At 64.2% G+C, this 20,799-nt stretch carries 21 protein-coding genes, 1 tRNA gene and 1 pseudogene; 13 read left to right on the plus strand and 10 right to left on the minus strand.

The features are described from left to right. Together XI03_RS06710 and XI03_RS06715 are read right to left on the minus strand one after the other, a co-directional pair. On the minus strand, positions 1-740 hold a 740-nt coding region (locus XI03_RS06710), incomplete at its 3' end, for an Hpt domain-containing protein (protein ID WP_271591676.1). Between the two features lie 427 nt (positions 741-1,167). Continuing rightward, positions 1,168-1,650: a response regulator gene (locus tag XI03_RS06715; RefSeq protein ID WP_038949377.1), complete on the minus strand. Its 483-nt coding sequence runs from the start codon at positions 1,648-1,650 to the stop codon at positions 1,168-1,170. 412 nt (positions 1,651-2,062) lie between these two features. Here XI03_RS06715 and XI03_RS06720 point away from each other — a divergent pair. The 4 genes and pseudogenes from XI03_RS06720 (at position 2,063) to XI03_RS06735 (ending at position 4,544) form a co-directional block, all read left to right on the plus strand. Beyond that, positions 2,063-2,774: pseudogene (locus XI03_RS06720) on the plus strand (Crp/Fnr family transcriptional regulator). Positions 2,775-2,963: 189 nt separating this feature from the next. After that, positions 2,964-3,662, plus strand: a complete 699-nt coding sequence (locus XI03_RS06725) for a Crp/Fnr family transcriptional regulator (RefSeq protein ID WP_038949375.1) — start codon at positions 2,964-2,966, stop codon at positions 3,660-3,662. Between the two features lie 156 nt (positions 3,663-3,818). Next, positions 3,819-4,196: an Hpt domain-containing protein gene (locus XI03_RS06730; protein ID WP_271591677.1), complete on the plus strand. Its 378-nt coding sequence runs from the start codon at positions 3,819-3,821 to the stop codon at positions 4,194-4,196. 99 nt (positions 4,197-4,295) lie between these two features. Then, positions 4,296-4,544: a hypothetical protein gene (locus tag XI03_RS06735; protein WP_038949373.1), complete on the plus strand. Its 249-nt coding sequence runs from the start codon at positions 4,296-4,298 to the stop codon at positions 4,542-4,544. Positions 4,545-4,626: 82 nt separating this feature from the next. Here the strand turns inward: XI03_RS06735 and XI03_RS06740 are convergent, their stop codons facing one another. Beyond that, a complete protein-coding gene (locus XI03_RS06740) occupies positions 4,627-5,250 on the minus strand; it encodes a helix-turn-helix domain-containing protein (protein ID WP_028139177.1) in 624 nt (207 codons plus the stop codon). Between the two features lie 336 nt (positions 5,251-5,586). On the opposite strand from XI03_RS06740, the gene XI03_RS06745 reads away from it, so the two are divergent. Both XI03_RS06745 and XI03_RS06750 read left to right on the plus strand, forming a co-directional pair. Next, complete coding sequence (locus tag XI03_RS06745) at positions 5,587-6,750, plus strand: hypothetical protein (RefSeq protein ID WP_212477672.1); 1,164 nt, start codon at positions 5,587-5,589, stop codon at positions 6,748-6,750. Positions 6,751-7,557: 807 nt separating this feature from the next. Beyond that, entirely contained in the window at positions 7,558-8,772 is a 1,215-nt protein-coding gene (locus XI03_RS06750; RefSeq protein WP_271591678.1) for an EAL domain-containing response regulator, read from the plus strand. Positions 8,773-8,782: 10 nt separating this feature from the next. On the opposite strand, the gene XI03_RS06755 is transcribed toward XI03_RS06750, so the two are convergent. Then, positions 8,783-9,643, minus strand: coding sequence for a DMT family transporter (locus tag XI03_RS06755; RefSeq protein ID WP_271591679.1), 861 nt, complete (start codon positions 9,641-9,643; stop codon positions 8,783-8,785). Positions 9,644-9,806: 163 nt separating this feature from the next. On the opposite strand from XI03_RS06755, the gene XI03_RS06760 reads away from it, so the two are divergent. The 4 genes from XI03_RS06760 (at position 9,807) to XI03_RS06775 (ending at position 13,624) form a co-directional block, all read left to right on the plus strand. Beyond that, entirely contained in the window at positions 9,807-11,183 is a 1,377-nt protein-coding gene (locus XI03_RS06760; protein WP_442869700.1) for an aminotransferase-like domain-containing protein, read from the plus strand. Between the two features lie 152 nt (positions 11,184-11,335). Then, on the plus strand, positions 11,336-11,998 hold the full coding sequence (locus tag XI03_RS06765; protein WP_131233037.1) for a hypothetical protein: 663 nt from the start codon (positions 11,336-11,338) through the stop codon (positions 11,996-11,998). 35 nt (positions 11,999-12,033) lie between these two features. Then, positions 12,034-13,518 (plus strand): DUF1598 domain-containing protein, encoded by a 1,485-nt coding sequence (locus tag XI03_RS06770; RefSeq protein WP_271591681.1) that lies wholly within the window; start codon positions 12,034-12,036, stop codon positions 13,516-13,518. A 28-nt stretch (positions 13,519-13,546) separates the two neighbouring features. Continuing rightward, the gene (locus XI03_RS06775) at positions 13,547-13,624 is read left to right on the plus strand and encodes an SEC-C metal-binding domain-containing protein (RefSeq protein ID WP_271591695.1); all 78 of its coding nucleotides are present in this window, start codon (positions 13,547-13,549) and stop codon (positions 13,622-13,624) included. On the opposite strand, the gene XI03_RS06780 is transcribed toward XI03_RS06775, so the two are convergent. The 5 genes from XI03_RS06780 to XI03_RS06800 form a co-directional block, all read right to left on the minus strand. After that, positions 13,621-14,226, minus strand: a complete 606-nt coding sequence (locus XI03_RS06780; RefSeq protein ID WP_271591682.1) for a GDYXXLXY domain-containing protein — start codon at positions 14,224-14,226, stop codon at positions 13,621-13,623. The two genes, XI03_RS06775 and XI03_RS06780, sit on opposite strands and share 4 nt — an antisense overlap. Further along, on the minus strand, positions 14,223-15,494 hold the full coding sequence (locus tag XI03_RS06785; RefSeq protein ID WP_271591683.1) for a DUF2157 domain-containing protein: 1,272 nt from the start codon (positions 15,492-15,494) through the stop codon (positions 14,223-14,225). The genes XI03_RS06780 and XI03_RS06785 overlap by 4 nt, the downstream gene beginning before the upstream one ends. 200 nt (positions 15,495-15,694) lie before the next feature. Next, complete coding sequence (locus XI03_RS06790; protein WP_240536464.1) at positions 15,695-16,087, minus strand: hypothetical protein; 393 nt, start codon at positions 16,085-16,087, stop codon at positions 15,695-15,697. A gap of 53 nt (positions 16,088-16,140) precedes the next feature. Further along, positions 16,141-16,230 (minus strand) — tRNA-Ser (locus XI03_RS06795). A 408-nt stretch (positions 16,231-16,638) separates the two neighbouring features. Further along, complete coding sequence (locus XI03_RS06800; RefSeq protein WP_028139186.1) at positions 16,639-17,787, minus strand: ROK family protein; 1,149 nt, start codon at positions 17,785-17,787, stop codon at positions 16,639-16,641. 332 nt (positions 17,788-18,119) lie between these two features. Here XI03_RS06800 and rplU point away from each other — a divergent pair, with 332 nt between their 5' ends. The 3 genes from rplU to XI03_RS06815 all read left to right on the plus strand — a co-directional run bounded on the left by rplU (position 18,120) and on the right by XI03_RS06815 (position 19,626). After that, on the plus strand, positions 18,120-18,506 hold the full coding sequence (gene rplU, locus XI03_RS06805) for a 50S ribosomal protein L21 (protein ID WP_271591684.1): 387 nt from the start codon (positions 18,120-18,122) through the stop codon (positions 18,504-18,506). 103 nt (positions 18,507-18,609) lie between these two features. Next, positions 18,610-18,879, plus strand: a complete 270-nt coding sequence (rpmA, locus tag XI03_RS06810) for a 50S ribosomal protein L27 (RefSeq protein WP_008137923.1) — start codon at positions 18,610-18,612, stop codon at positions 18,877-18,879. A gap of 153 nt (positions 18,880-19,032) precedes the next feature. Beyond that, the gene (locus tag XI03_RS06815; RefSeq protein ID WP_161966314.1) at positions 19,033-19,626 is read left to right on the plus strand and encodes a GNAT family N-acetyltransferase; all 594 of its coding nucleotides are present in this window, start codon (positions 19,033-19,035) and stop codon (positions 19,624-19,626) included. 181 nt (positions 19,627-19,807) lie between these two features. Here the strand turns inward: XI03_RS06815 and XI03_RS06820 are convergent, their stop codons facing one another. Then, positions 19,808-20,722, minus strand: a complete 915-nt coding sequence (locus tag XI03_RS06820) for a DMT family transporter (protein WP_028139189.1) — start codon at positions 20,720-20,722, stop codon at positions 19,808-19,810. Positions 20,723-20,799 lie beyond the last annotated feature (77 nt).

The following is a 20,799-nucleotide window of genomic DNA, read 5'->3' on the forward strand; positions in this document are numbered from 1 at the left end:
GCGATGCGGTCGCCTTCGCTGGCGCCCTCGTCGGCCATCGACTTCTTCGGCGCGGCCTTCTCCTTGGCGGGCTTTGCGACTTCCTTGGCAACGGGCGCGGGCGCTTCAGCGGCCGGCGCGGGCTCGGCCTTGGCTTCAGCCTTGGCGACGGGGGCGGGCGTCGGCGCTTCGATCGCGGTCTCGCGGAAGGCGCGCTCGAGCTCGTCGAGCGAGACTTCGCCCGGACGCAGCGGGCGCTCCAGGGTCTGGTCGATCAGCGTGCCCGAGGTCAGGTTTGCCGGCTCAGCGGCGGCCGGAGCTTCCGGCACCAGCGGCGGAGCCTCGGCAACGGGAGCGGCGGCAGCGCCCGCGGCCATTGCCGCCATGCCCTGCTCGACCATCGCTTCCAGCTTGTCGATGAGATCGCGGTCGGTCCCCTCGGGCTCGGCTTCGGTCGCCTCGAGGCCGGCGAGGATTTCCTTGATGCGGTCGATCGAGGACAGGATCACCGTCACCGCCTGCCCGGTCACCGGCATGCCGTCACGGAATTTGCCCATCAACGTCTCGCCGGCATGCGCCAGCGCTTCCAGCCGCGGCAATCCGAGGAAGCCGCAGGTGCCCTTGATGGTGTGGACCAGGCGGAAGATGTTATCCAGGATCTTGGCGTTGTTCGGCTCCTGTTCGAACTTCACCAACTGGTTGTCGACGGTGTCCAGGCTCTCGCTGGTCTCCGTCAAAAACTCCCGCAACAGATCATCCATGAGCTACGCCTTACTGACCTGACCCCTGGACTTCGGCGCCTGCGCCACCTTTGGCACGGACGGAAGCCCTATTCTCGATCGTTAGACATCCCTTTTCACAGTCCCGTTAATTTCATCCTCCGTCCTAATACGGATATTGAAGAGAAGTTTGCGGTTCGCCCGCATGCGGCTGCGCCTTTCGGCAAAACCGGCTCCGCGCCGCGACGGTGGGGACGCGTGAGGTAAACGGGCCGATAACAGCGGGCGAAGCGCGCCGGAAAATCCTGCTCATGAAGGACGATAGGGGCGGCCTGCGGGACATCGAACCGCGCCGTCCGCAACCAGAGGCGCAGTCGCGCCCCTCAGTTCGCATTGGCGGCGCGATCTGCGTGGTCCGCGGACGCGGTAAACGAACCGTTACCCCGTGGCCATAGCCGCCCGCGCCGCGCTAACCCAATCGCGCGGCCGAGGCGATGTCGCCGTCGGGACGGTGCTCCGCCAGGCAATCGTTGATGGCGGCGAGCAGCGCGTGCGGCGTGAACGGCTTGCGCAGACAGCGTGCGGCACCGAGCTCGAGCGCCATCCGGAGGAAATCGGGTGCAGGCGAATTCAGATTTGCAAAGGCGTAGCCGGACATCGCGATCAGCGGAATGACCGGCGCCCGCTCGTGAAAGAGCCGGATCGATTCGAAGCCGCGCATGTGCGGCATAAAGATATCGATGATCATCAGATCGAATTGCTGGTGTTCGAGCGCGCGCAGTCCGGCTTCACCTCCTTCGGCAATCGTTACCCGAAAATTGTTGCGCTGGAGATAGACCTCGATGGCCATGCAGACCATCGGGTCGTCGTCGACAACGAGAATATGGCGCAGACCTTCTGTCCCCATTTGAGTTTCCCGTTTTGGCGATTCAATAATTGAACCGTGGGGCACGCCGTTCTCCTTTGCTTTCAATCGAAAAAATGGACGGTCGCGAATGTCATTGGCGACACGGGGAAGATGGACGCGAAATCTGCGGCCACGCGACGCCAGGCTTCATGGCAATATTGGATGGCTGTAAATGCTGGGTCGACCGGCCTCTGATCGCAGCGCGGATGCAATGCTTCCGGCTCATGAAAGCCCCCTTGCAGCTTTTTCCTGCGCAGCCCCCGCAGGACCGGCGCACAGGCTCATGAGCGAATCAGCGCGCCATTCTTATTTCCGCCGCAAATGCCGCAGCCTGTCTGCCCTCTAACGGGTATATGGACAGCCCCACAACCTTTACAATATGTTTTTGTCACCGCGCAACTGGATGACGAGCGGGCCTTACACCGATCGTACATCGAACACGCCGGATTGACCTTCAATGATTGCGAGCGGCCGCCCGTCCAACCAATTACTGCAAATGCTCGACGCGGCAGATCTCGATCTGCTGCGTCCGCATCTCGCCACAGTCGAAATGGTCAGGAAATCTGTCTTGTGCGAGGCGGGTGCTGCGCTGAGATATGTCTACTTCCCGCATGGCGGATCCGTTTCGATCACGGTGGGCCTGTCCGAAGGACAGATGATCGAGGTGGCGATGCTGGGCCGCGACAGTGTCGTCGGTGGCGGCGCGGCGCTTGCCGGCGGCATCGCGCCGACAGACGCGGTCGTGCTGTTCCCAGGGACCGCTTCCGTGCTGGAAATCGCAGCTTTCCGTACGGTCGCTGCCGCAAGCGCGCCGTTTCGCCAGCTGATGGTCCGCCATTGAGCAGGCCTTGCTCGCGCATGCGCAGCAGTCGCTGCTCTGCAATACGCTGCACCCGGTCGAGGCGCGCCTCGCGCGCTGGCTCCTGCGTGCCCGCGATCTCTCGGACAGTGAAATCCTGCCGCTGACCCAGGAGGCGCTGGCGCAGATGTTGGGCGTACGGCGCAATGCCGTCTCGCTGGTCGCGCATGCGCTGCAGCGGGCCGGCATCATTCACTACAGCCGCGGCCAGATTGAAATCCTCGATCTGCGGGCGCTGGAGAGGACGTCCTGCGACTGCTATTCGGCCGTGAAAGCCCACCACCTCCGCCTGGTAGGAACCGTGCCGTGACGACAGCTCGGCACAATCGACTGTATGCCGGCATGCACGCAGCGTGGCAGGACCGCTGCCGTGGTCGGACAACTTGTCCCAATTGCCAATATATCCCGGCGTGAACATGATGGAACTTACCCGCCGCCGGGCGTGATTTCGTCTATCGCGATTCGATGGCGCGGGAACGGGAGGCAGCTTTTGGAAACGATGGTGCGCTCAGCCAACGGTTTCCTGTCCGCACTGTCGGCAGACGACTATGAATCGATCCGCCCGCACCTGCGAACAGTCGACCTGCCCCATGACGCAGTGCTGGTCGAGACCGGCGAGGCGCTGAAGCGCGCGTATTTTCCCCACCGCGGCGTCATTTCGCTGGTGGTGAAACTCGCCAAGGGCGAGCATGTGCAAGTCGCCATGATCGGCCGAGACAGCCTGCTCGGGACGCTCTCGACCATGGGCGATGCGTCCGCGCTGAACACCGCCATCGTGCTGGTTCCGGGCGTCGCGTCGGTGATGGATCTCGACCGGCTGCGGATCGCCGCCGATCAGAGCAGCACCCTGCGCACGTTGCTGACGCGCCACGGGCTCGCGGTCTACGCCCAGGTCCAGCAGACGGCAGGCTGCAATGCCGCCCATCCGGTGGAGTCGCGGCTGTCGCGCTGCCTGTTGCACACGCATGACCTCTCGGGCGACTACCGGCTGCTGCTGACCCAGGAGGCCATGGCGCAGATGATCGGCGCACGGCGCAACAGCGTGTCGCTGGTCGCCAACACCCTGCAACAAGCCAATTTCATCCATTACAGCCGCGGGCACATCCAGATCACCAACCTCGACGGCCTGCGCCAGACGGCATGCGAATGCTACGCCACCGTGAAGGCCCAGTACGACCGGCTGCTCGGCGCGCGCTGACCGCCGCACGCGCATGGTAAACTGCCTGCTAATGCCGGCCTGCAAACACCTAGTGTCCTGCTACCGGAACTGAAATTCGAATGCCGTAGACACGGGGCATTCCTCGCGCCGGGACGTGCCGCGCGACAAATGACCCGTGATCAAGGCAGCAGGCCCATGTTTGAAGTCACCGTCGCGCCCGCGCAGAAGGCGCTCGATGCCGAGCCTGCCCGCGAGCCGCGCGCTTACGAAGCGCTGGTGCGCGAGATCGGCGAGGACGGTGCCTGCGAAGTGCGCGATGTATTCTGGAGCGAGACTTCCGCGCGCCTGCAATTGTTTCGCACGCTCCCGCCGCCGCAGCATCACGCCAGGATCGCGCGCGAAGCGCATTCGCTGAAGAGCGCGGCCGGAACGTTCGGCTATGTCAGGCTCGCGGCGCTGGCGCTGCGACTGGAGAAGTCCGCAGAGAGGCTCGGCGATGGCGAATTCCGCGATCTCCTGGACCTGATGGACGCCGCCTACGCCGCCGCGCGCGCGCAGGAGCCGCAGGGCTAACCACACGCGCGTGCATTCCCGCCGTACTTCTACGGCTTGGGATTTTTAGAGATGGCTAATCATAGGTGGCGATAGTCGCCGGAAACCAGGAGGGTTTCCATGTTCACCTACGAGACCGCGGACCAGAAAGAGGTTCGCCGCTTCCGTATTGCTCAGTTCAACGGCCGCATGGCGACGGTGAGGGCTGGCGAGTCCACGGTGACCGGCTTCGTGCGTTCGGTGCTGGAGCATGAATCGAGCATGCCGCCCCGCTGGACCATCACGATCATCCCGAACGGACCGAAGGAAGAGATCAAGCCGCTGCGTCCCGTCTCGCGCGCGCGTCCCTTCGCCGAAGATTATTTCTGAGCGCGATCGGGTTTTTCAGACGTCCCGGAAGATCTCTCGGGGCCTTGTCCGCATCGCCCGCCGGCGCTGCAACACACCAGCCTCAGTCGATCGAGTGCAGCAGCGCCGCGCGGACGAGATCCGCGGTGTTGCGCGCACCGAGCTTGCGCATCGCCTCGGCGCGATGGCTCTCGAACGTGCGCGGGCTGATCTGCATTCGAAGCGCACCCTGCTTGTTCGAATAACCTTCGCTGATCAGCCTCAGCACCTCGCGCTCGCGCTTGGTCAGCCGCTTCTGACCCGACAGGCTGAGGAGTTCGGCGCTCGGCACGCGCTGGGCCTGCTGGGCGCGGACGGCCTTCGATTCCGCGTCCTCGGCGCTGGAGGGGATCGACAAGCCACCCTTGTGAGGACCGGCAAGCTGCTTGACCAGGCCGCAAACGCGCTCGGTTTGTGCCAGCGCGTTCTCGACCACGCGCTGCAAATAGGCGCGGTCGCCGGTCACAGGCGCGAGTTGATCGCTGTGATGCTTGATCTCGCCCATGTAGAGCAGCAGGGCAGTCAGGGGGCCGTTGAGCTCGCGGGCGATGGCAGCAGCCATTTCGTCGGCGGCCTTGGCCCGGGCGGCGCTCAGGCGGACGAAATCGAGCTCTTCAGTTGGAGCAGCGCTGCTTTCGTACCATTCCGACGGCCGCGAATCGGTGGCCGTATCATTCTGTGACCCCATGTCACTCGTTTAGCGGAACCGGGGGCGGTCTGTGGTTAACTTTTTGCTCCGTAAGACTACGGTGATTTTGTCGGTTTTGCGTTAAAGTGGTGTCGCCGGCACAATTTGTGCTTGCGTTTGGCGGCGCCGGCCCACGCCAGGGTTGAGTTTTTCGCCCAAAACTTGGGCAGACGGACGAAATCATCCTTAACCGCTGCTTTGGCCCGACGCCGCCCCCCGGGTTTTACGGATTAATTAACGGCGACTTGCTTCTCTGAGGGGAAGTAGAGAGCGCGCAAATGCCTCCACGCATTGGGCCCGCACGCCCGCGGGAAACGCTGCGAAAGATTGCGTGCCATGAACGACATCGATCGGCTGTCGGAATTCCTGCAGAGGCTGACGCCGCTGTCGCGCAGCTGTTTGCTCAGCGAACTCGAACGGCTCGAGCTGTGCGGCATCGACATGCCCGGCTCGTCCGACATCCAGTCGCGCTTGCGCGCCGAGTTTCGCAAGGACGGATCGACCCAGGCGCGCGCCACCAGCCCGTCGCGCTATTTCTTCGCGCCGCTCGAGTTGCTCCTGATCGACGGCGCGCCCGAGCACGCCAATATGGGACGGATCTCGCGCAACACCCTCACCCCGATCTGGGAGTGGATCTGCCGCGACCTGCTGCCGACCATGGCACGCGACTACATCAAGGCGATCAACGACCAGGTCGCCGCCAACAACCCGAAGGAAGTCCTGAAGGTCGCCTCGACCTTCCAGACCAAGGTCGTGAAGGTCCTCGAGAGCACCTTCGCCTCGGCCGAGAGCACCGAATTCGCGCGCGGCAAACTCGCGCAATACACGGCCTCACGCACCGCCTTCGACGACGTCAGGAAGATGCAGCACGTGCTGCGTGCGGGCAATGCGCTGCCGAAGTTCAACGAAAAGCTGCCTGAGAAGATCGTGAAATTCGACGACGGCCGGGTTGCCCAGATCACCGCACAGCTCGACGCCTTCAAGAAGTCTCATCCCGATGCGCTGCCCTTCGCGCTGGCGCTGGTGGCGAGGCGCCTGACGATGCCCTGGCAATTGGCGCGTCTCGCCACCAAGGCCGCTGCGAGCAAGAGCGTCACCGATGTCGCCGCGACGCCCTATGCCTGCGTCATTCCCATGGTACTCGACCGGCTCGACGACAAGCGCCTCGCGCTTCGGATCGCACTCCGGCACAACCGGGTGCTGGTCGCCCGCGACCTGCTCGCCGAGATCTACGACACCGAATATGCACTCAAGGTGCGCATCGACGGCATCGAGGGTTGCGAATGGGGAATCCGGCTCCAGCAATTGATGGACGCGATCGCGGCACTGGTGTCGGCCGAGGTGAGCCGCTTCCCGTCCAATGTCGGCCACATTCTCGGCTCGCGCCGGCTGCGCAGCCACGACACGCTCGGCGGCAAGCTGACCTATCTGGCCTGGAAGGGCCGCGACGTGGTGCAGGACGGCGCGGCGGCGTTTCGCAAATTGATCGGGCAGACCTGATATCGCGCGAGGTGTCTAAAGCATGATCCGGAAAAGTGCGCAGCGGTTTTCCGAAAAGATCATGCTTGAACAATAACCCAAAGCGCGATGATCGCATCGCGCTTTAATGCGCACGCGGCAGGCACAGGAAGCGATCGAGAAATCGCCCTGACATCACGACCCTGAACCACCAATACATCATTCGCCGCATCGTCATTGTCGTAAATCCTCGACAGCCCACCACCGGCTGTGCGGAGCAATAGCGCAGGTGCAGCAATGCGCGTGTGATGCACTTCACATTTGCAGCCGTGGGCCCGGACGCGGTGTCGCAGAACCGTCACGAGCGAAAGCGAAACTTGCGCGCATCGCGCGAATGCAATCCTCCGAACGTCGCCGCCGCACGCTCCCAATCCACCCAAAGCCATCGGGGAGAGCGACCGCCGCAACGCAGCCCGCCCACCGCGGACGACGCGGTCCTGTTCACCGTCTTCGTCGCGCACGAGCGGGCGCACACCCCGAAGAAACGCCGGAAATTAATCTCCGCTGGTCGCGTCGTTGCTTCGAAAGGGCACACATCTGCGTCGCTCGCTTCCATCCGTCGGCGAACAGGACGCAGCTCAGATCGCGCGAGAGACATTTCGCGTGCGCTGGCAGGCGTTGCGCGCGTGGTGCTCGGGTATGCGAGTTCTTTGCGAAGAGTCTGTCGACAAATTAGCTCGAATTGCAGGGCTTAACGTTACTCAGATAATTCAAGAACGATGTGAAGCTCTCCTTATTTGAACCCACGCTCGGCGTTTAAGAAACCGTCACGGAACGGGAGTGGTGTTGATGAACGATGGGATGGTTGAACTCGTCGGACGAAGGCCTGTGACCTTCGGACGACGAAAGGTAACGCCGCGCGCCTGCGTGGCCGATAGCAAGCGGCATCTGCGCGCCTTCCTCAGCGAGGTGCTGGAGGATCTCGGCTTCGTCACCAGCGAATGCGCCAGCTCGGACGAGCTGCAAACCGTGCTCGCCACCGAATTGCCGGACCTGATCCTGCTCGGCGTCGCCGCCGACGGCATCGAGCCGGGGAGATTCCTCGAAATACTGGTGCGCGAGGCATTCGCCGGCAAGGTTCTCGCCGTCGGCGCCCGCGAGTCGATCATCGTCAAGGCCGTGCGGCAGGTCGGCGAGGAATATGGCCTTGCCATGCTGCCGCCATTGACCACGCCCTTTGCGGCGGAAACGCTGCGCGAGCGCATCGCCATGCTGCTGCCGGAAGAGCCCGCGCCGAGTCCCGCCGTGCATGTCGGCGAGGCCCTTCATGCCGGCTGGCTCGAGCTCTGGTACCAGCCCAAGATCGACGCACGCACGCTGATTCGCAGCGGCGCCGAGGCGCTGGTACGGATGCGGCATCCGACCTGGGGCGTGGTGCCGCCGGCTTACTTCATTCCCGAAGAGCGCGATCCGCATCTGCGCGACCTCTCCGAATTCGTGATCGAGCGCGCTATACGGGACTGGCATTATCTGCTGGAGCAGCAGACCCCGGTCGATCTCTCGATCAACCTGCCCGCGTCCTATCTGAAGGAGCCGCAGGCGGTGCGCGATCTCTGCCGCCGCGTGCCGACGCATCCGGCCTTCGGCGGGCTGACGGTCGAGATCGACAGCGAGGAGGCAATCCGCGATCTCGATCACCTGACCGAGGTCGCGCGCGAGGTCGGGCTACACAATATCGGCCTGTCGATCGACAATCTCGGCGCCAACTGGCCGGCGCTGATGGAGCGGGACAAAGTCCCCTTCGTCAAGCTGAAGGCCGACCGGCAATTCGTCACCGGCAGCGGCAGTGACCGGTTGAAGCGCACGGTGTGCCGTCACATCGTCGAGCTCGCGCAGGGCTTTGGCGCGCGCAGCGTGGCCCAGGGGGTCGAAAGCCGCGCCGACCTCGTCGCCGCCAACGAGCTCGGCTTCGATCTCGTGCAGGGCTTCCTGTTCGGCAAGCCGATGCCGCTGAAGAAGTTTGCAAAGGGCGCGCTGACGAAGACGGTGATGGGGCAGGCGTGAGGCACAAGCCTCACGCAAACCGCCGCGCGAAGAACACGCAGGCGACCACGAGGACGGTCGCGACGATCATGCTCCAGGCGACGGGCTCGTGCAGCAGCAGGCCGGCGAGCGCGAGACCGAAGAACGGCTGGAGCTGCTGCAACTGGCCGACACGCGCAATGCCGCCGATCGCAAGGCCGCGGTACCAGAAGATGAAGCCGACGAACATGCTGAAGATCGAGACGTAAGCGAGCCCGATCCAGGCGGGCACGCTGACGCCGCTCCAGCTCGCCGGCCAGGTCAGAACCGCGACCGGCACCATCAGCGGCAGCGCGAGCAGGAGCGCCCAGGAGATCACCTGCCAGCCGCCGAGCCGGCGCGACAATGCGGCGCCTTCGGCATAGCCGAGGCCGCACAGCACGATCGCGACCACCATCAGGAGATCGCCGGTGAGCGAGGCCGAACCGCCGTTCGACAAGGCAAAGCCGGCCACCGTGGCACTGCCGAGGATCGCGAACAGCCAGAACAAGGGCTGCGGCCGCTCGCCGCCGCGCAGCACGGCGAAGACCGCGGTGGAGAGCGGCAACAAGCCGATGAAGACGATCGAACGGGCCGAGGTGATGTGCTGGAGCGCGAGCGCCGTCAGCAGCGGGAAGCCGACCACGACGCCGATGGCGACGATGGTGAGAGAGGCGAAATCCCCCCGCTGCGGCCGGGCCTGCCGCAGCACGCCGAGCACGGCCACACCGATCAGCGCCGCGATGACCGCGCGGGCCGATGTCAGGAACAGCGCGGAGAAGCCGCCGACCGCGACGCGCGTCGCCGGCAGCGAGCCGCTGAAGATGATGACGCCGAGCAGGCCGTTGCCCCAGCCGCTTCCCGCAGATTGCATGTCCGTTCCGCCTTTCCCGAGCCGCGATACTCGGCTGCCGGCGGTGGCACGGCCAGTCACAATCCAGTACAATCCGGCAGAACTGTATGGATATGGAAGGTGATACACCTTGGACATCGGAGCGTCATCGAAGGGGCGCGGCGGCACGCGGACCATTGACGTGATGAGCGCGATCCGCGCCAAGGTCGCCGGCCGCGCGCTCAGTGCCGGCGACCGCCTGCCATCGGTCCGCAGCCTGGCCGCCACGATGGGCGTGTCGCCGTCGACCGTCGTCGAAGCCTATGATCGCCTCGCGGCCGAAGGCCTGATCCGCGCCCGTCGCGGCTCCGGCTTCTATGTCTCGCCGACCATCATGCCGCCGCTTGCGCTGACCGAGGCCGGGCCGCGGCGCGACCGGGAGGTCGATCCGTTCTGGGTCTCCAGGCAATCGCTCGATGCCGACGCCGCCGTGTCGAAGCCCGGCTGCGGCTGGCTGCCGGCGGAGTGGATGCCGGAAGCGGCCTTGCGCCGCGCCGTCCGTGCCCTCGCGCGGACCGATGCGGATCTCTTGACGGACTATGGCAGCACGCGCGGCGGCCTTTCGCTGCGCCGGCTGCTGCTCGCGCGCCTTGCCGAGGATTCGATTCCCGCGTCGGTCGATCAGCTCATGCTGACGGGCTCGGGCACGCAAGGCGCCGACCTCGTCTGCCGCTTCCTGCTCCGTCCCGGCGACACGGTGCTGGTCGACGATCCCTGCTATTTCAATTTCCGCGCGCTGCTGCGGGCGCATCAGGCCAGGATCGTCGGCGTGCCCTATACGCCGTCGGGCCCTGATGTCACCCGCTTCGAGCAGATCCTCGGTGCCGAACGTCCCAGGCTCTACGTCACCAATTCGGCCCTGCACAATCCGACCGGCGCGACGATGTCGCTTGCAACCGCGCACCGGCTTCTGACCGTGGCCGCCGCGCACGACCTCACCATCATCGAGGATGACATCTTTGGCGATTTCGAGCCGGAGCGCTCGCCGCGCCTAGCGGCGCTCGACGGGCTCACCCGCGTGATCCGCATCGGCAGCTTCTCCAAGACGCTGTCGGCCTCGGTACGCTCAGGCTACATCGCCGCGCGCGCCGACTGGATCGAGTATCTCGTCGACCTCCAGGTCGCAACCAGCTTTGGTGGCCCGAGCCCGGTCGCGACGGAAATCATCGCGAAGGTGCTGGCCGGCGGCGGCTATCGCAAGCACATGGACGAGCTCCGGCAAAAGCTGACGCGCACGCGCCGCGACGTCGCGCGAAAACTTCAGGCGTTGGGGCTGGAGCCATGGCTGATGCCGCGCGGCGGATTCTTCCTCTGGTGCCGCCTTACGGGCGGACAGGACGCCGCGCAGGTCGCGCGCGCGGCGCTGGAGGAGGATGTCGTGCTGGCGCCGGGCAACGTTTTCAGCGTATCGCAAACGGCCCAGCACTTCATGCGCTTCAACGTGGCGCAAATGAACGATCCCCGCGTGTGGGACGTGCTGCGGCGAGCATTGAAAAAACACGCCCGAAACCATGGCGCCTGATACCCGTCGCAACAACGGAATTAGCCAAACTGTGCAAGGCCGATACTAATTGGACGGAAAGAAGTTGCAGCATAGTTCTGCTGGTTTAAGCTGCGAGTGAAAATTGTTTTGCCGGCCGTCGATCCGGTCACATCATTAGCTGAATGACATTCATGCGCTACTTCATTCTCGCGGCAATTGCAGCTGTTGGAGCCTGCAATTTTCCGGCCCAGGCCGAGACCCTGCAGAAGAAGCACGGTCCCGGGTGGAACTGCAGCTACATCTCCGTCGAATTGCAGGGTCTGTATAAAAAATGCATGGAGTGCGACAGTCTCAAGCAGGACGTCGCTCGAACTGCCTATGATGCCGGACAATGCATTGACAGGGCTTCGTTGAGAGAAAACCTCACGACCCGGCCAGACTACGAGAGTCCCCAGGAGGAGCGGATGCGGTTGAACGGCGCAGCCGCCGTCGCTCGCGAGTTGCAGGAGCTTCAGCGCTGGCGAAATCAGCGCACGCCGCTGGACTCGGACGTTTCAGGTGACGGCGGCGGACGAGTGGCCCCCAGCGCCCGGAGACCAAATTCCTCCCCAAGCGGAAATTCCTTCCCCACCAGAGAGTCGGGCGTCAGCGGCGCCGGCGAGCGAGCTGGATCAGGCTCGAATTCACCCGAAATCGGCTCAAAGCCATCCGGATCAAACGTCAGCAGTCCAACTCATTCGCCATCCGCGGCACCTGTCGGCGGCGTGCACATCGGAGCGGCTCCGACGGGGAAGGAAAGCGACCTGGGCGAGCTCAGGCGCAAGGTTCTCAATTTGAAGAAGCCGGATACTTAACCTCGAAATTTCTCGAAGCGGGGAAATAGACCTCCATGATGCACAGAGTGCTTGTCAATCGGCGCGGCTTCCTGGCGTCGGGCGTCAGCGCGCTCGTCGCGCAACAGCCCCTGGCTGCGGTGGCGGCTGACAGCGCCTGCAAGGCTCCCCCCGCGACGGCGATCACGGACATGCGGGCGGACGTCGCGGTTTCGCTGCGCGAAGCCTTGAAGCGGGCGAAGTCGGGCGGACCAAAGCGGCTGACCGGATTGACCCGCATCGACGCTGTCTGCCGGGACGACGACAACGATATCCTGCTTTGCGGAGTTGCCGAGAGGGGCCAACCGGATCTCTATCTCGACGATCTCATCGTCGCGATCAGATCGGCCGACAGAAAATACGGGAAGATCGAGCCGGGAATCTCTCTGGACCCGGACAGAAGCCAAACGCCCGGTCTCGACCAGATTGCCGGGCGCGACGCGGCCGCGAAGCAACAATACCTGCGCATGTGCTCGCAACAGCCGCAAATGGTTCGCGTGGACGCCCTGCCCAGGCATTCCCGCGTGACGAAGGTGCTCGTCGAAGCCGATTATCGCATGAAGCAGGTTTCGCAGGGCACGCTTCAACTGCCGGTTGATCCGCCCTTGCCCGGGACGTTCACGCGCCGGCTCAACCAGTCGCGGCAGATGCTTCGGGCTGGCACGTCCACGGGCGATTGGAGCAGCCGGCGCCGGTTCTGGTTTGAACCCGGCAAGTTCGAATATGCGCACGATTATGAAACAGCGTTCCTGCAGTCGGCCCAGGTGATCCTCAGCGACGCGGATGCCGACGCAGATGCAGGGGCCAAGAGCGGGAACGAAGATCCCATCGCAAGGGAGTTCGCCTGTGATTGGACCGCTCGCATGGAGGAGACAATTCGTGCCGAGCCGATCTGGCGCGACATGTACAATATCTACCGGCATTTCGCGATTGCACATATCCTGAAGGAGCGGAACCTCTACGCGTATGATCTCACGCGACTGATCGACGCTCATGAGATCGATCACGTTGCATTGCCGGATTCGCTTCCAGGCCTGGGGCGCTGGGAAACCCTCGAAGAAGCGAAGGGCAATCGTCGTCTGACGCTGGTGTCATCGGTCTGTGGTGGGGTTTCGCTCGGGCTCGCATCGCGTTTGACGGCGAACAGAGTCAGTTCTGAAAGCAAGTCGCCGTCGCAAATGGCACTGCTGTCGCGGGCGATCGTTCTTTCAAGACCGGAAAAATCATCGGTGAGCTGGACGGTTCCGCCGACGGCGCTTCAAGCCGCTGCAAAGTGGTATGTGGAACGGGAAGAGCAACGCTTACAAGCGGCGAGGGAGTCCGAGGAGAAGGAGCGCAAGGAGGCTAACGACATCAAGATGGGAATGGCGGCTGCTGGGCGGGTTCGTGGTGACCGGAATATTGGCCGGGTGGCTGCTGAATCGTCGAAACGCACCGAGCCCGGAATTGGCGGCCGCCGGTCCGGACGCATCATCAACGCCACTCCTGAAGAGTCCCGGTGAACCAGGGACGTCGGGGGAGCTTGCAGGCTTGCGACGCAACGACCTTTGCCCATGCAATTCAGGAAAGCGCTTCAAGCATTGTCATGGCGCACACGAAGCAACTTAATACAGCGGCTCCTCATAGACCGGCTCGCCGTCGAGCAGCAGCCGCTTGATGGCGGCGCGGCCTGAGGGGAGCACGGCGGCAACGATCCGCAGCTTCTGCTGGTTGCGGGCCTGCTCGAGCTTGCCGCCCTCGCCTTCGGGCACGAAATAGCTTTCGAGACCGTATTTGATCGTCAGCCTGTCGCAGAAGGTGCGGACGTTGGATCCGCAGGAATGGCTGACCCTGCCGCGGATCAGCACCTCGGGCGCCGAGACCGGCACGGGCTCGGCATGCGCCGAAACGGCGGCGTAGACGCCATCGGCGTTGGGCGCGAGCTTGACGAACACGGCGGGATTGCGCGCGTCGGCCGGCTTGCCGGCGAGCGCACCTGCCGGCAGTTGCGAGATGTCGTAGCGCAGCACGACATAGTCGCCGCGCAGGAGATCGCGCGGATCGACCGGCTGCGTCTGCAGAGTGACCTCGGTGCCCTCGCGCAAAATCTGCATGCGGTCGGCGACCATCAGCACCAGCAGAACGCATTGCAGCAGGACGGCGGCTGCGAACAGCAGGGCTTTCGGGATGCGCTGCCAGAACTCGGAAACGGACGTGACCAACCTGTTCATCGCGCAGCCCTCGGCAGCGCGCGATTGAGCGCCGTTGCAAAGACGACAGTGACGATGCCGGCCGCCGCAAGGAACGCCGAGCGACGCAGCAGCGAGCCCTTCACCGCCCAGGTGATGCCGGCGATGACGCCGGCGATCCCGAGCCAGCCGGCGACGATGCGCGGACGCACGTCATCGAGCACGCCTGACACGACGAGGCACAGCATGGCGCACAACAGCGCGGCATAAGCGAGCCAGGGCTCGCCGGCCGTGGAGACCGGCCAGATCGGCGCGGCGAGCAACACCAGCCCGGTCGCGCAGGCGCCGAGGATCTCACCCGCACGCTTCGTGAACGTGGCGGAGACGAGGGCGAGGATCACCCCTGCGGCCCCGCACAGGATCGCCCACAGCGGCTGGCCGGACGCCGTGCCGGTCCGGAAGCGAATGAAGTCGTCGACCGTCGTCACCTCCAGGACAGCGACAGCGGCGAGCGAGAACGCCCCGTAGATCGACAGGACGGTCCCGAGCCGGAGCGCCCTCGGCGAGGGCCAGGCTGCGAGCGCGAGCCCGGCGCCGAACAGCAGGGCGGCGCCGTTGGCGAGCACGAAGGACGGCTGGGCGCCGTCGAACTCGAAGCGGAGCGACGTCGCGATCCACCACGGCAGCACCGCGAGCGCGACGAGATGGGCGGCGGCGCGCGAATTCCAGGCGAAGGCGAGGCTTGCTGCGATCAGCCAGACCGCCACGAACGGAAGATGCAGGACGTCGGGCGCGTCGTAGATCCGCATGCAGGTCCAGATGCCGGCGGCGACGAGGCCGACCGCGAGCGCACCGCGCGAGCCGGTCAGCAGCGCCGCGGCGAACGCGCCGATCGACCACAGCAGCATGCCGCCGGCAAAGTCGTCGCCGAGATGATACATCTGGCCGACCAGCGCGATGCCCGCGCCAAAGATGATCGCGCCGACGCTGGCGCAGAGATCGGCGAGAACATTGCGGCCGCTCGCCGCGAACCAGGCCCCGAGGCCAGAGGTAGCGATCATGCCGGCGAGCAGGATCGCGAACCGCAACAGCCGCGCGATCTCGGTCCAGTGCGCCGCGACGAAGGCAAGGAATGCGGCCGCGATCAACAGACCGCCGACGATGCCGACGACCACGGCGATGTTGATGCCCGCAGGCAGCGGCGGCAGCGCATTGCGGATCGCGGCAGCCGCCGCCGGCGCGATCACGCCCTCGGCTTCCCATTGCGCAAGATCAGCGTCGAGGCGGTCGCGGTAGGTCTTTTCGAACATTGGGGTGAGGTTACCTCGGTCCCGCATGATGGCGGGGCATTGCTAGGTCGGGTCGTGCGGGTGGTGGGTTCAAGCTGGCACCGCTTTGGTGGGGACATCGGGGTGTCGGTTGCTGCGTAGCAGGTCAACCGGTGAGGCTGCGTTCGCGGATCGCATGCGCGACCGCCAGAATACCGCCCTGGAGCCTGCGCGAGAAATATTCAGCCGGGATCCAACTCGCCTGTCCAGCGATCTCGTCCCCTCCAGAAGGAACACCTTGGGCAAGGCTCGCCCATCGGATAATCAACGCCTTCTTCGTGCGGACATCCAATGATTCCGTCCACCATCGCCACCGAGTGCACGGAGCTTTGACGCAGATGCGCAGCGATCTCCGAGAGAATTATCGGATCGGTTCGCACGTCGCCGGTTTCCGAAAACCAGCGACGCAGATCGGGCTCAGCTCCTTCATACCGGATCACCGACACCGCAACCTTCGAGGCCCGTTGATTGTCGGGACCATAGAAGGCAAGCGTACCGACCGGATAGCCACGCATCCCTTGCTTGGCTTTTTTGTGCAGCCATTTCGCGGGCTGCGGTCCGATCTTCATCGCCATCACTGGATACTTTACTGCTCGCGCTCACAGATTGATGGAGGTCGGGCGCAAATTGGCGGAGAGGGAGGGATTCGAACCCCCGATAGGCTTGCACCTATGCCGCATTTCGAGTGCGGTGCATTCAACCACTCTGCCACCTCTCCTGAAGGCGCCATGGTAGGAGCAGGGCCCCTGTGGTTGGGGGCGTTAATAGGCGAGGATGGCGGGCCAGACAAGGCGCGCGGGGCGAAAATCAGACCGGTTTTCCGGCCGGACCCCACGATGTCGCGGCGGTGGCGGGGCTGACTTGCGGATTTCGGCGGCACTTTGCGGAAATACGGCCGCCGGTCAGCCGACGCGCCGGCTGAAACCGCGCGCGGGTCCCGAATCACGGGTTTGGTAAAAAACGGGGTGGGACCGCCAGACGCGGTAAACACTGGCGGTCCCGTGCCGCTCATTGAAATACTGGCTGGGAAGGGCGGCTTCGCCGGCCAGGGTGAGGCGACCGTTCGACCCTAGCGTGCGGCCCCGGCGCCGCAACGCAATCCGGTCCTTAACCTAACCAGTCAAGGTTACTCCTTGTCGCTTTTGGCGCTGTCCTTGTTGTTTTCCTTGGCCTTTTTCTTGCCGTTCTCCGTAGTGTCCCGGTCCTTTCCGCTGTCCTTGCGGCGGTTGGTGAAGCGCGCATTGCCAAGGCCCGTGCCGATGGTGAGCACGCCCCAGCGCTCGACGTCCTGCATGAACGGCACCTCGGAGAGGCCCTGAACCACGCCGTCATTGTGCATCAGGATCGCGGTGTCGTGCTCGCCGATCTCGGGGATGCCCTCGATCAGGCTCGCCGGCAGGTTGAACTTGCTGCTCTCCCAATTGCCCGGCAGGTTCTGCGCACCCTTCTCGATCGAGCCGTCGTCCTTGATCACGCCGGGACAGGCGATGCCGATGAAAGGCGCGAGCTTGAAGCCTTCGTTCTCGGCTTCCGTGATCAGCCCCTTCAGCATCTTGGTGAGCCGCTTGACCGCGCCTTCGCGCGTCGGCTCATCGTCGGCGTGACGCCACAGCTCGGATTTCACGACCTTGGCCTTCGACAGGTCTTTTGCCTTTTTCCAAGCGGTTTCGACCAGGCCACAGCGGATATTGGTGCCGCCGATGTCGACGGCCAAAATGCTGTCATGGGCCTCGAAGATCCAGGACGGCGCCAGATGCAGCGCGCCGATCAGGCCGGCTTCATCCGGGTGATGGCGGATCGGCATCATGTCGATCTTGAAGTCCTCGGATTTCAGGATGATCTCGGTGCGCGCGATCGCGAGCTCGCCGAGCCGGGAATCGCGGAAGCCGCCGCCGACCACGATGCGCTCGGTCTTGGCCCAGGCCTTGGTCTTGAGGAAACGCCGGGTGACGTAAGCGAGCTCCTGGGCGAAATCCTCGATCGCGCTGTGCACGACCGCGGAGGCCTCGGTGTCGTCGCCGACCAGGATGGCATCCAGCGTCTTCTTGCTGATCTCCTCCGACGGTTCCTTGCCGAACGGGTCCTCCCCGGTCTTGCGCAGCGGCTTGCGCCAGCGGTCGAGGATGTCGCGGAAGGCGCCCTTGCTGGCGCGATCGCCGAGAAAGCCGTCCTCGTCCTTCATCTCGATGTTGAAGCTGTCGATCTCCACCGACGGCAGCCGCTCCGCGCCGTGATGGGCGATGCCCGTCGCCTTGACCAGTTCGTCCGTTGCCATGGGAGCCCTTGCCCGCTTACTTGTTCCGGCGGACTAACTGCGAGGGAACCGGTTTGTTGCAAAGCCGGTCGAGATTCGGCTGAAGACCGCAAGCCGGGCCAAATCCTTCAAATCCGGGCGCTTTTCGCCCGCTTTTCCTTGACTCTTCTCGGCCGGCGGCTATAAGTCCCACAACCGGCGCGGGGCGTTTCTCGCGCCGCTTGTTTTTGCGTGGGTTTTCAAAGGGATAACTCCCGCCCGCACAAAACTCGCATAAACCCATAGCGACTGACAAAAAGCCGACCCCGACGATATCCGTCGCGAGGCCGGGATTGAACACGGAGAAAAAAACGATGTTCGCAGTCATCAAAACCGGCGGCAAGCAATACCGCGTCGTGCCGGATGATGTTCTCGAAGTAGGCAAGATCGAAGGCGAAGTCGGCTCGATCATTCAGCTGAATGAAGTTCTGGTGGTCGGCGGCGACACGCCGGTGCTGGGTATTCCGACGGTCGCAGGCGCGTCCGTTGCGGTCGAGGTGCTCGACCACAAGCGCGGCCCCAAGGTCATCGCGTTCAAGAAGCGCCGCCGCAAGAATTCGCGCCGCAAGCGCGGCTATCGCGACGAGATCACGGTGCTCCGCATCTCCGAGATCCTGACCGATGGCGCCAAGCCCACCAAGGGCCCGCGTCCGAAGCGGGAGAAGGTGCCGAAGGAGCCGGCAGCGGAAGCCGCCGAGTAACGCGAAATCGATCACGCCAATTCACGAATTGATGCGTGAGAAATTTTGAAATGATTCCGTCAAGGAATTGATCTAGAAATACGCAGGATTTCGGAGACGAGCCATGGCTCACAAAAAAGCAGGCGGTTCATCGCGCAACGGTCGCGATTCCAAGGGTAAGCGCCTCGGCATTAAGGCGTTCGGCGGGGAAGTTGTGATTCCCGGCAACATCATTGCGCGTCAGCGCGGCACCACCTGGCACCCGGGCCTTAATGTCGGCATGGGCACGGACCACACTCTGTTCGCCAAGATCGAGGGTCGCGTCACGTTCCAGGCCAAAGCCAACGGCCGCACCTTCGTATCGGTGCTCCCGCTCGCAGAGGCGGCTGAATAGACGGTGGATCAAATTGGAGTCCGCCGGTCCTACCAAACCGGCGGAGTCCAGAGATCACAAGAGATCGAAGGCTCCAAGGGGGAGGCGGGAAACCGGCCTCCCCTTTTCTTTTGACTTGCTCACTTTGACTTAGTGACTTTCACGGAGCCGGACATGTTGCAGGATTTCTCGAGCGCGACCTTGGCTGAGGCGAGACCTGGTGTCGTCGCCACCGAACGGCTGACCTTGCGGCGGCCGACCCTCGCCGATGTCAGGACCATCGCCTGGCTCGCCAACGACCGCCGTGTCGCCGAAAACACCCGCCGCCTCCCGCATCCCTATTCGCAGGACGACGCCGTCGCCTTCGTTCGCGCCACCGCCGCGCTCGGCAGCGAGACCGTGTTCCTGATCGAGCACGACACCGGGCCGGTCGGCATGGTCGGCATCGACTGCTCCACGCCCGGCAATGCCGAGCTCGGCTATTGGCTCGGCGTCGAGCACTGGGGCCAGGGTTTTGCCACCGAGGCCGCCCGCGGCGCGATCGACTTCTTCTTCGAGGAGTTCGAGGACGAGCACCTCTATGCCGGCGCGCGCGTCACCAATCCGGCCTCGCGCAACGTGCTGGAGAAGTGCGGCTTCCAGTGGAGCGGCGTGCAGCTGCACCGTTTCCTCGCGCTGGGCTCCTCGACGCCGGTCGACTGCTTCCGCCTCTCGCGCGGCGTGTGGGCGTCGCTGAAGAGCTGGAGCAGTGCAAGACGGGTGAGGTAGGGCGCGGGCGCGTCCTCAATCACCGCTGTCGTCCCCGCGAAGGCGGGGACCCATAACCACAGGGAGGAGTGTGGGGCGAAGCGCCCACTCCGAGCCTTCGCAAAACACTTCCCTGTGGGTATGGGTCCCGGATCTACGCGCGCTTGAGGCGCGCTTGTCCGGGACGACAGCGTGGGTGGGGCTACGCCGGCGGATTGATCTCTTCACTTGCGCGCCCCAAATCGCGCTCGCGCAGATAAATATAGAACCCCGCCCCGATGATGATCGCGGCGCCGATGAGCGTGGCCATTGATGGGACGTCGCCGAACACAACGAAGCCGAAGATCACGGCCCAGACGATCATGGAATATTGATAGGGCACCACGACGCTGGCCGGCGCCAGCTTGAGCGAGCGGTTGACGCAGAACAGCGCGGTGACCGAGACGCATCCGGCCAGCGCGAAGATCACGAGGCTGCTCGGCGTCGGCGGCACCCAGTGAAACGCCGACAGCACCGCGCCCAGCGAAAACGTGCCGACGAATTGCGAGGATGCCATCACGATGTCGGGCGTCTTGCGCAGGCTGCGCGTGATCAGCATCAAGGTCGCAAACGACAGGCTGCCGCCGAGCGCGATCAGCGCCGGCAGGCTGACGGTCTGCGCCGACGGCCGCAGCGCGATCAGGACGCCGCAAAAGCCGATCAGGATCGCGGTCCAGCGCCGCCAGCCGACCTTCTCTCCTAAGAAGATCGCCGACATCGCGGTGACGAAGATGGGACCGGCAAGATAATAGGTGATGACGTCGGCGAGCGGCAGATAGACGGTGGCGAGGAAGAAGGCGGCGACCTCGAGCGTCGACAGCACGACGCGAAACAGCTGCAGCCACGGCCGCTCAAGGCGGACGAAATCGTGGCGCTGCCGCCAGATCAGCGGTGCGAGCAGCAGCAGCGCCGCGCAGGCGCGCAGGAACAAGAGCTGCCCCACCGAATAAGTCCCGACCAGGAACTTGCCCATGGCGTCGCCGAACGAGAACATGAAGATCGACAGCACCATCAGCCCAATGCCGGCGAGGCGCGCGGAGCGATCGTCATAGGCGGAGAGGTTCTTGAACAGGGGCATCGAGCGCCGTTGTAATGGCATGAGCCACAGGGACAAGCCCGCATCCGGCGAATTGAACGGATTGTCGCACTCTTCGC

Source organism: Bradyrhizobium sp. CCBAU 65884, assembly GCF_028128835.1.
GTDB lineage: Bacteria > Pseudomonadota > Alphaproteobacteria > Rhizobiales > Xanthobacteraceae > Bradyrhizobium > Bradyrhizobium ottawaense.

Excerpts from the sequence above, each read along its gene's own strand:
- XI03_RS06760 (WP_442869700.1), top strand. The coding sequence starts at position 9,807 with ATGAGCGCGATCCGCGCCAAGGTCGCCGGCCGCGCGCTCAGTGCCGGC.
- XI03_RS06765 (WP_131233037.1), top strand. The coding sequence starts at position 11,336 with ATGCGCTACTTCATTCTCGCGGCAATTGCAGCTGTTGGAGCCTGCAAT.
- XI03_RS06755 (WP_271591679.1), bottom strand. The coding sequence starts at position 9,643 with ATGCAATCTGCGGGAAGCGGCTGGGGCAACGGCCTGCTCGGCGTCATC.
- XI03_RS06750 (WP_271591678.1), top strand. The coding sequence starts at position 7,558 with ATGAACGATGGGATGGTTGAACTCGTCGGACGAAGGCCTGTGACCTTC.
- XI03_RS06770 (WP_271591681.1), top strand. The coding sequence starts at position 12,034 with ATGATGCACAGAGTGCTTGTCAATCGGCGCGGCTTCCTGGCGTCGGGC.
- XI03_RS06790 (WP_240536464.1), bottom strand. The coding sequence starts at position 16,087 with ATGGCGATGAAGATCGGACCGCAGCCCGCGAAATGGCTGCACAAAAAA.
- XI03_RS06815 (WP_161966314.1), top strand. The coding sequence starts at position 19,033 with ATGTTGCAGGATTTCTCGAGCGCGACCTTGGCTGAGGCGAGACCTGGT.
- rpmA (WP_008137923.1), top strand. The coding sequence starts at position 18,610 with ATGGCTCACAAAAAAGCAGGCGGTTCATCGCGCAACGGTCGCGATTCC.
- XI03_RS06730 (WP_271591677.1), top strand. The coding sequence starts at position 3,819 with ATGTTTGAAGTCACCGTCGCGCCCGCGCAGAAGGCGCTCGATGCCGAG.
- XI03_RS06780 (WP_271591682.1), bottom strand. The coding sequence starts at position 14,226 with ATGAACAGGTTGGTCACGTCCGTTTCCGAGTTCTGGCAGCGCATCCCG.
- XI03_RS06735 (WP_038949373.1), top strand. The coding sequence starts at position 4,296 with ATGTTCACCTACGAGACCGCGGACCAGAAAGAGGTTCGCCGCTTCCGT.
- XI03_RS06820 (WP_028139189.1), bottom strand. The coding sequence starts at position 20,722 with ATGCCCCTGTTCAAGAACCTCTCCGCCTATGACGATCGCTCCGCGCGC.
- XI03_RS06740 (WP_028139177.1), bottom strand. The coding sequence starts at position 5,250 with ATGGGGTCACAGAATGATACGGCCACCGATTCGCGGCCGTCGGAATGG.
- XI03_RS06745 (WP_212477672.1), top strand. The coding sequence starts at position 5,587 with ATGAACGACATCGATCGGCTGTCGGAATTCCTGCAGAGGCTGACGCCG.
- XI03_RS06785 (WP_271591683.1), bottom strand. The coding sequence starts at position 15,494 with ATGTTCGAAAAGACCTACCGCGACCGCCTCGACGCTGATCTTGCGCAA.
- XI03_RS06800 (WP_028139186.1), bottom strand. The coding sequence starts at position 17,787 with ATGGCAACGGACGAACTGGTCAAGGCGACGGGCATCGCCCATCACGGC.
- rplU (WP_271591684.1), top strand. The coding sequence starts at position 18,120 with ATGTTCGCAGTCATCAAAACCGGCGGCAAGCAATACCGCGTCGTGCCG.
- XI03_RS06725 (WP_038949375.1), top strand. The coding sequence starts at position 2,964 with ATGGTGCGCTCAGCCAACGGTTTCCTGTCCGCACTGTCGGCAGACGAC.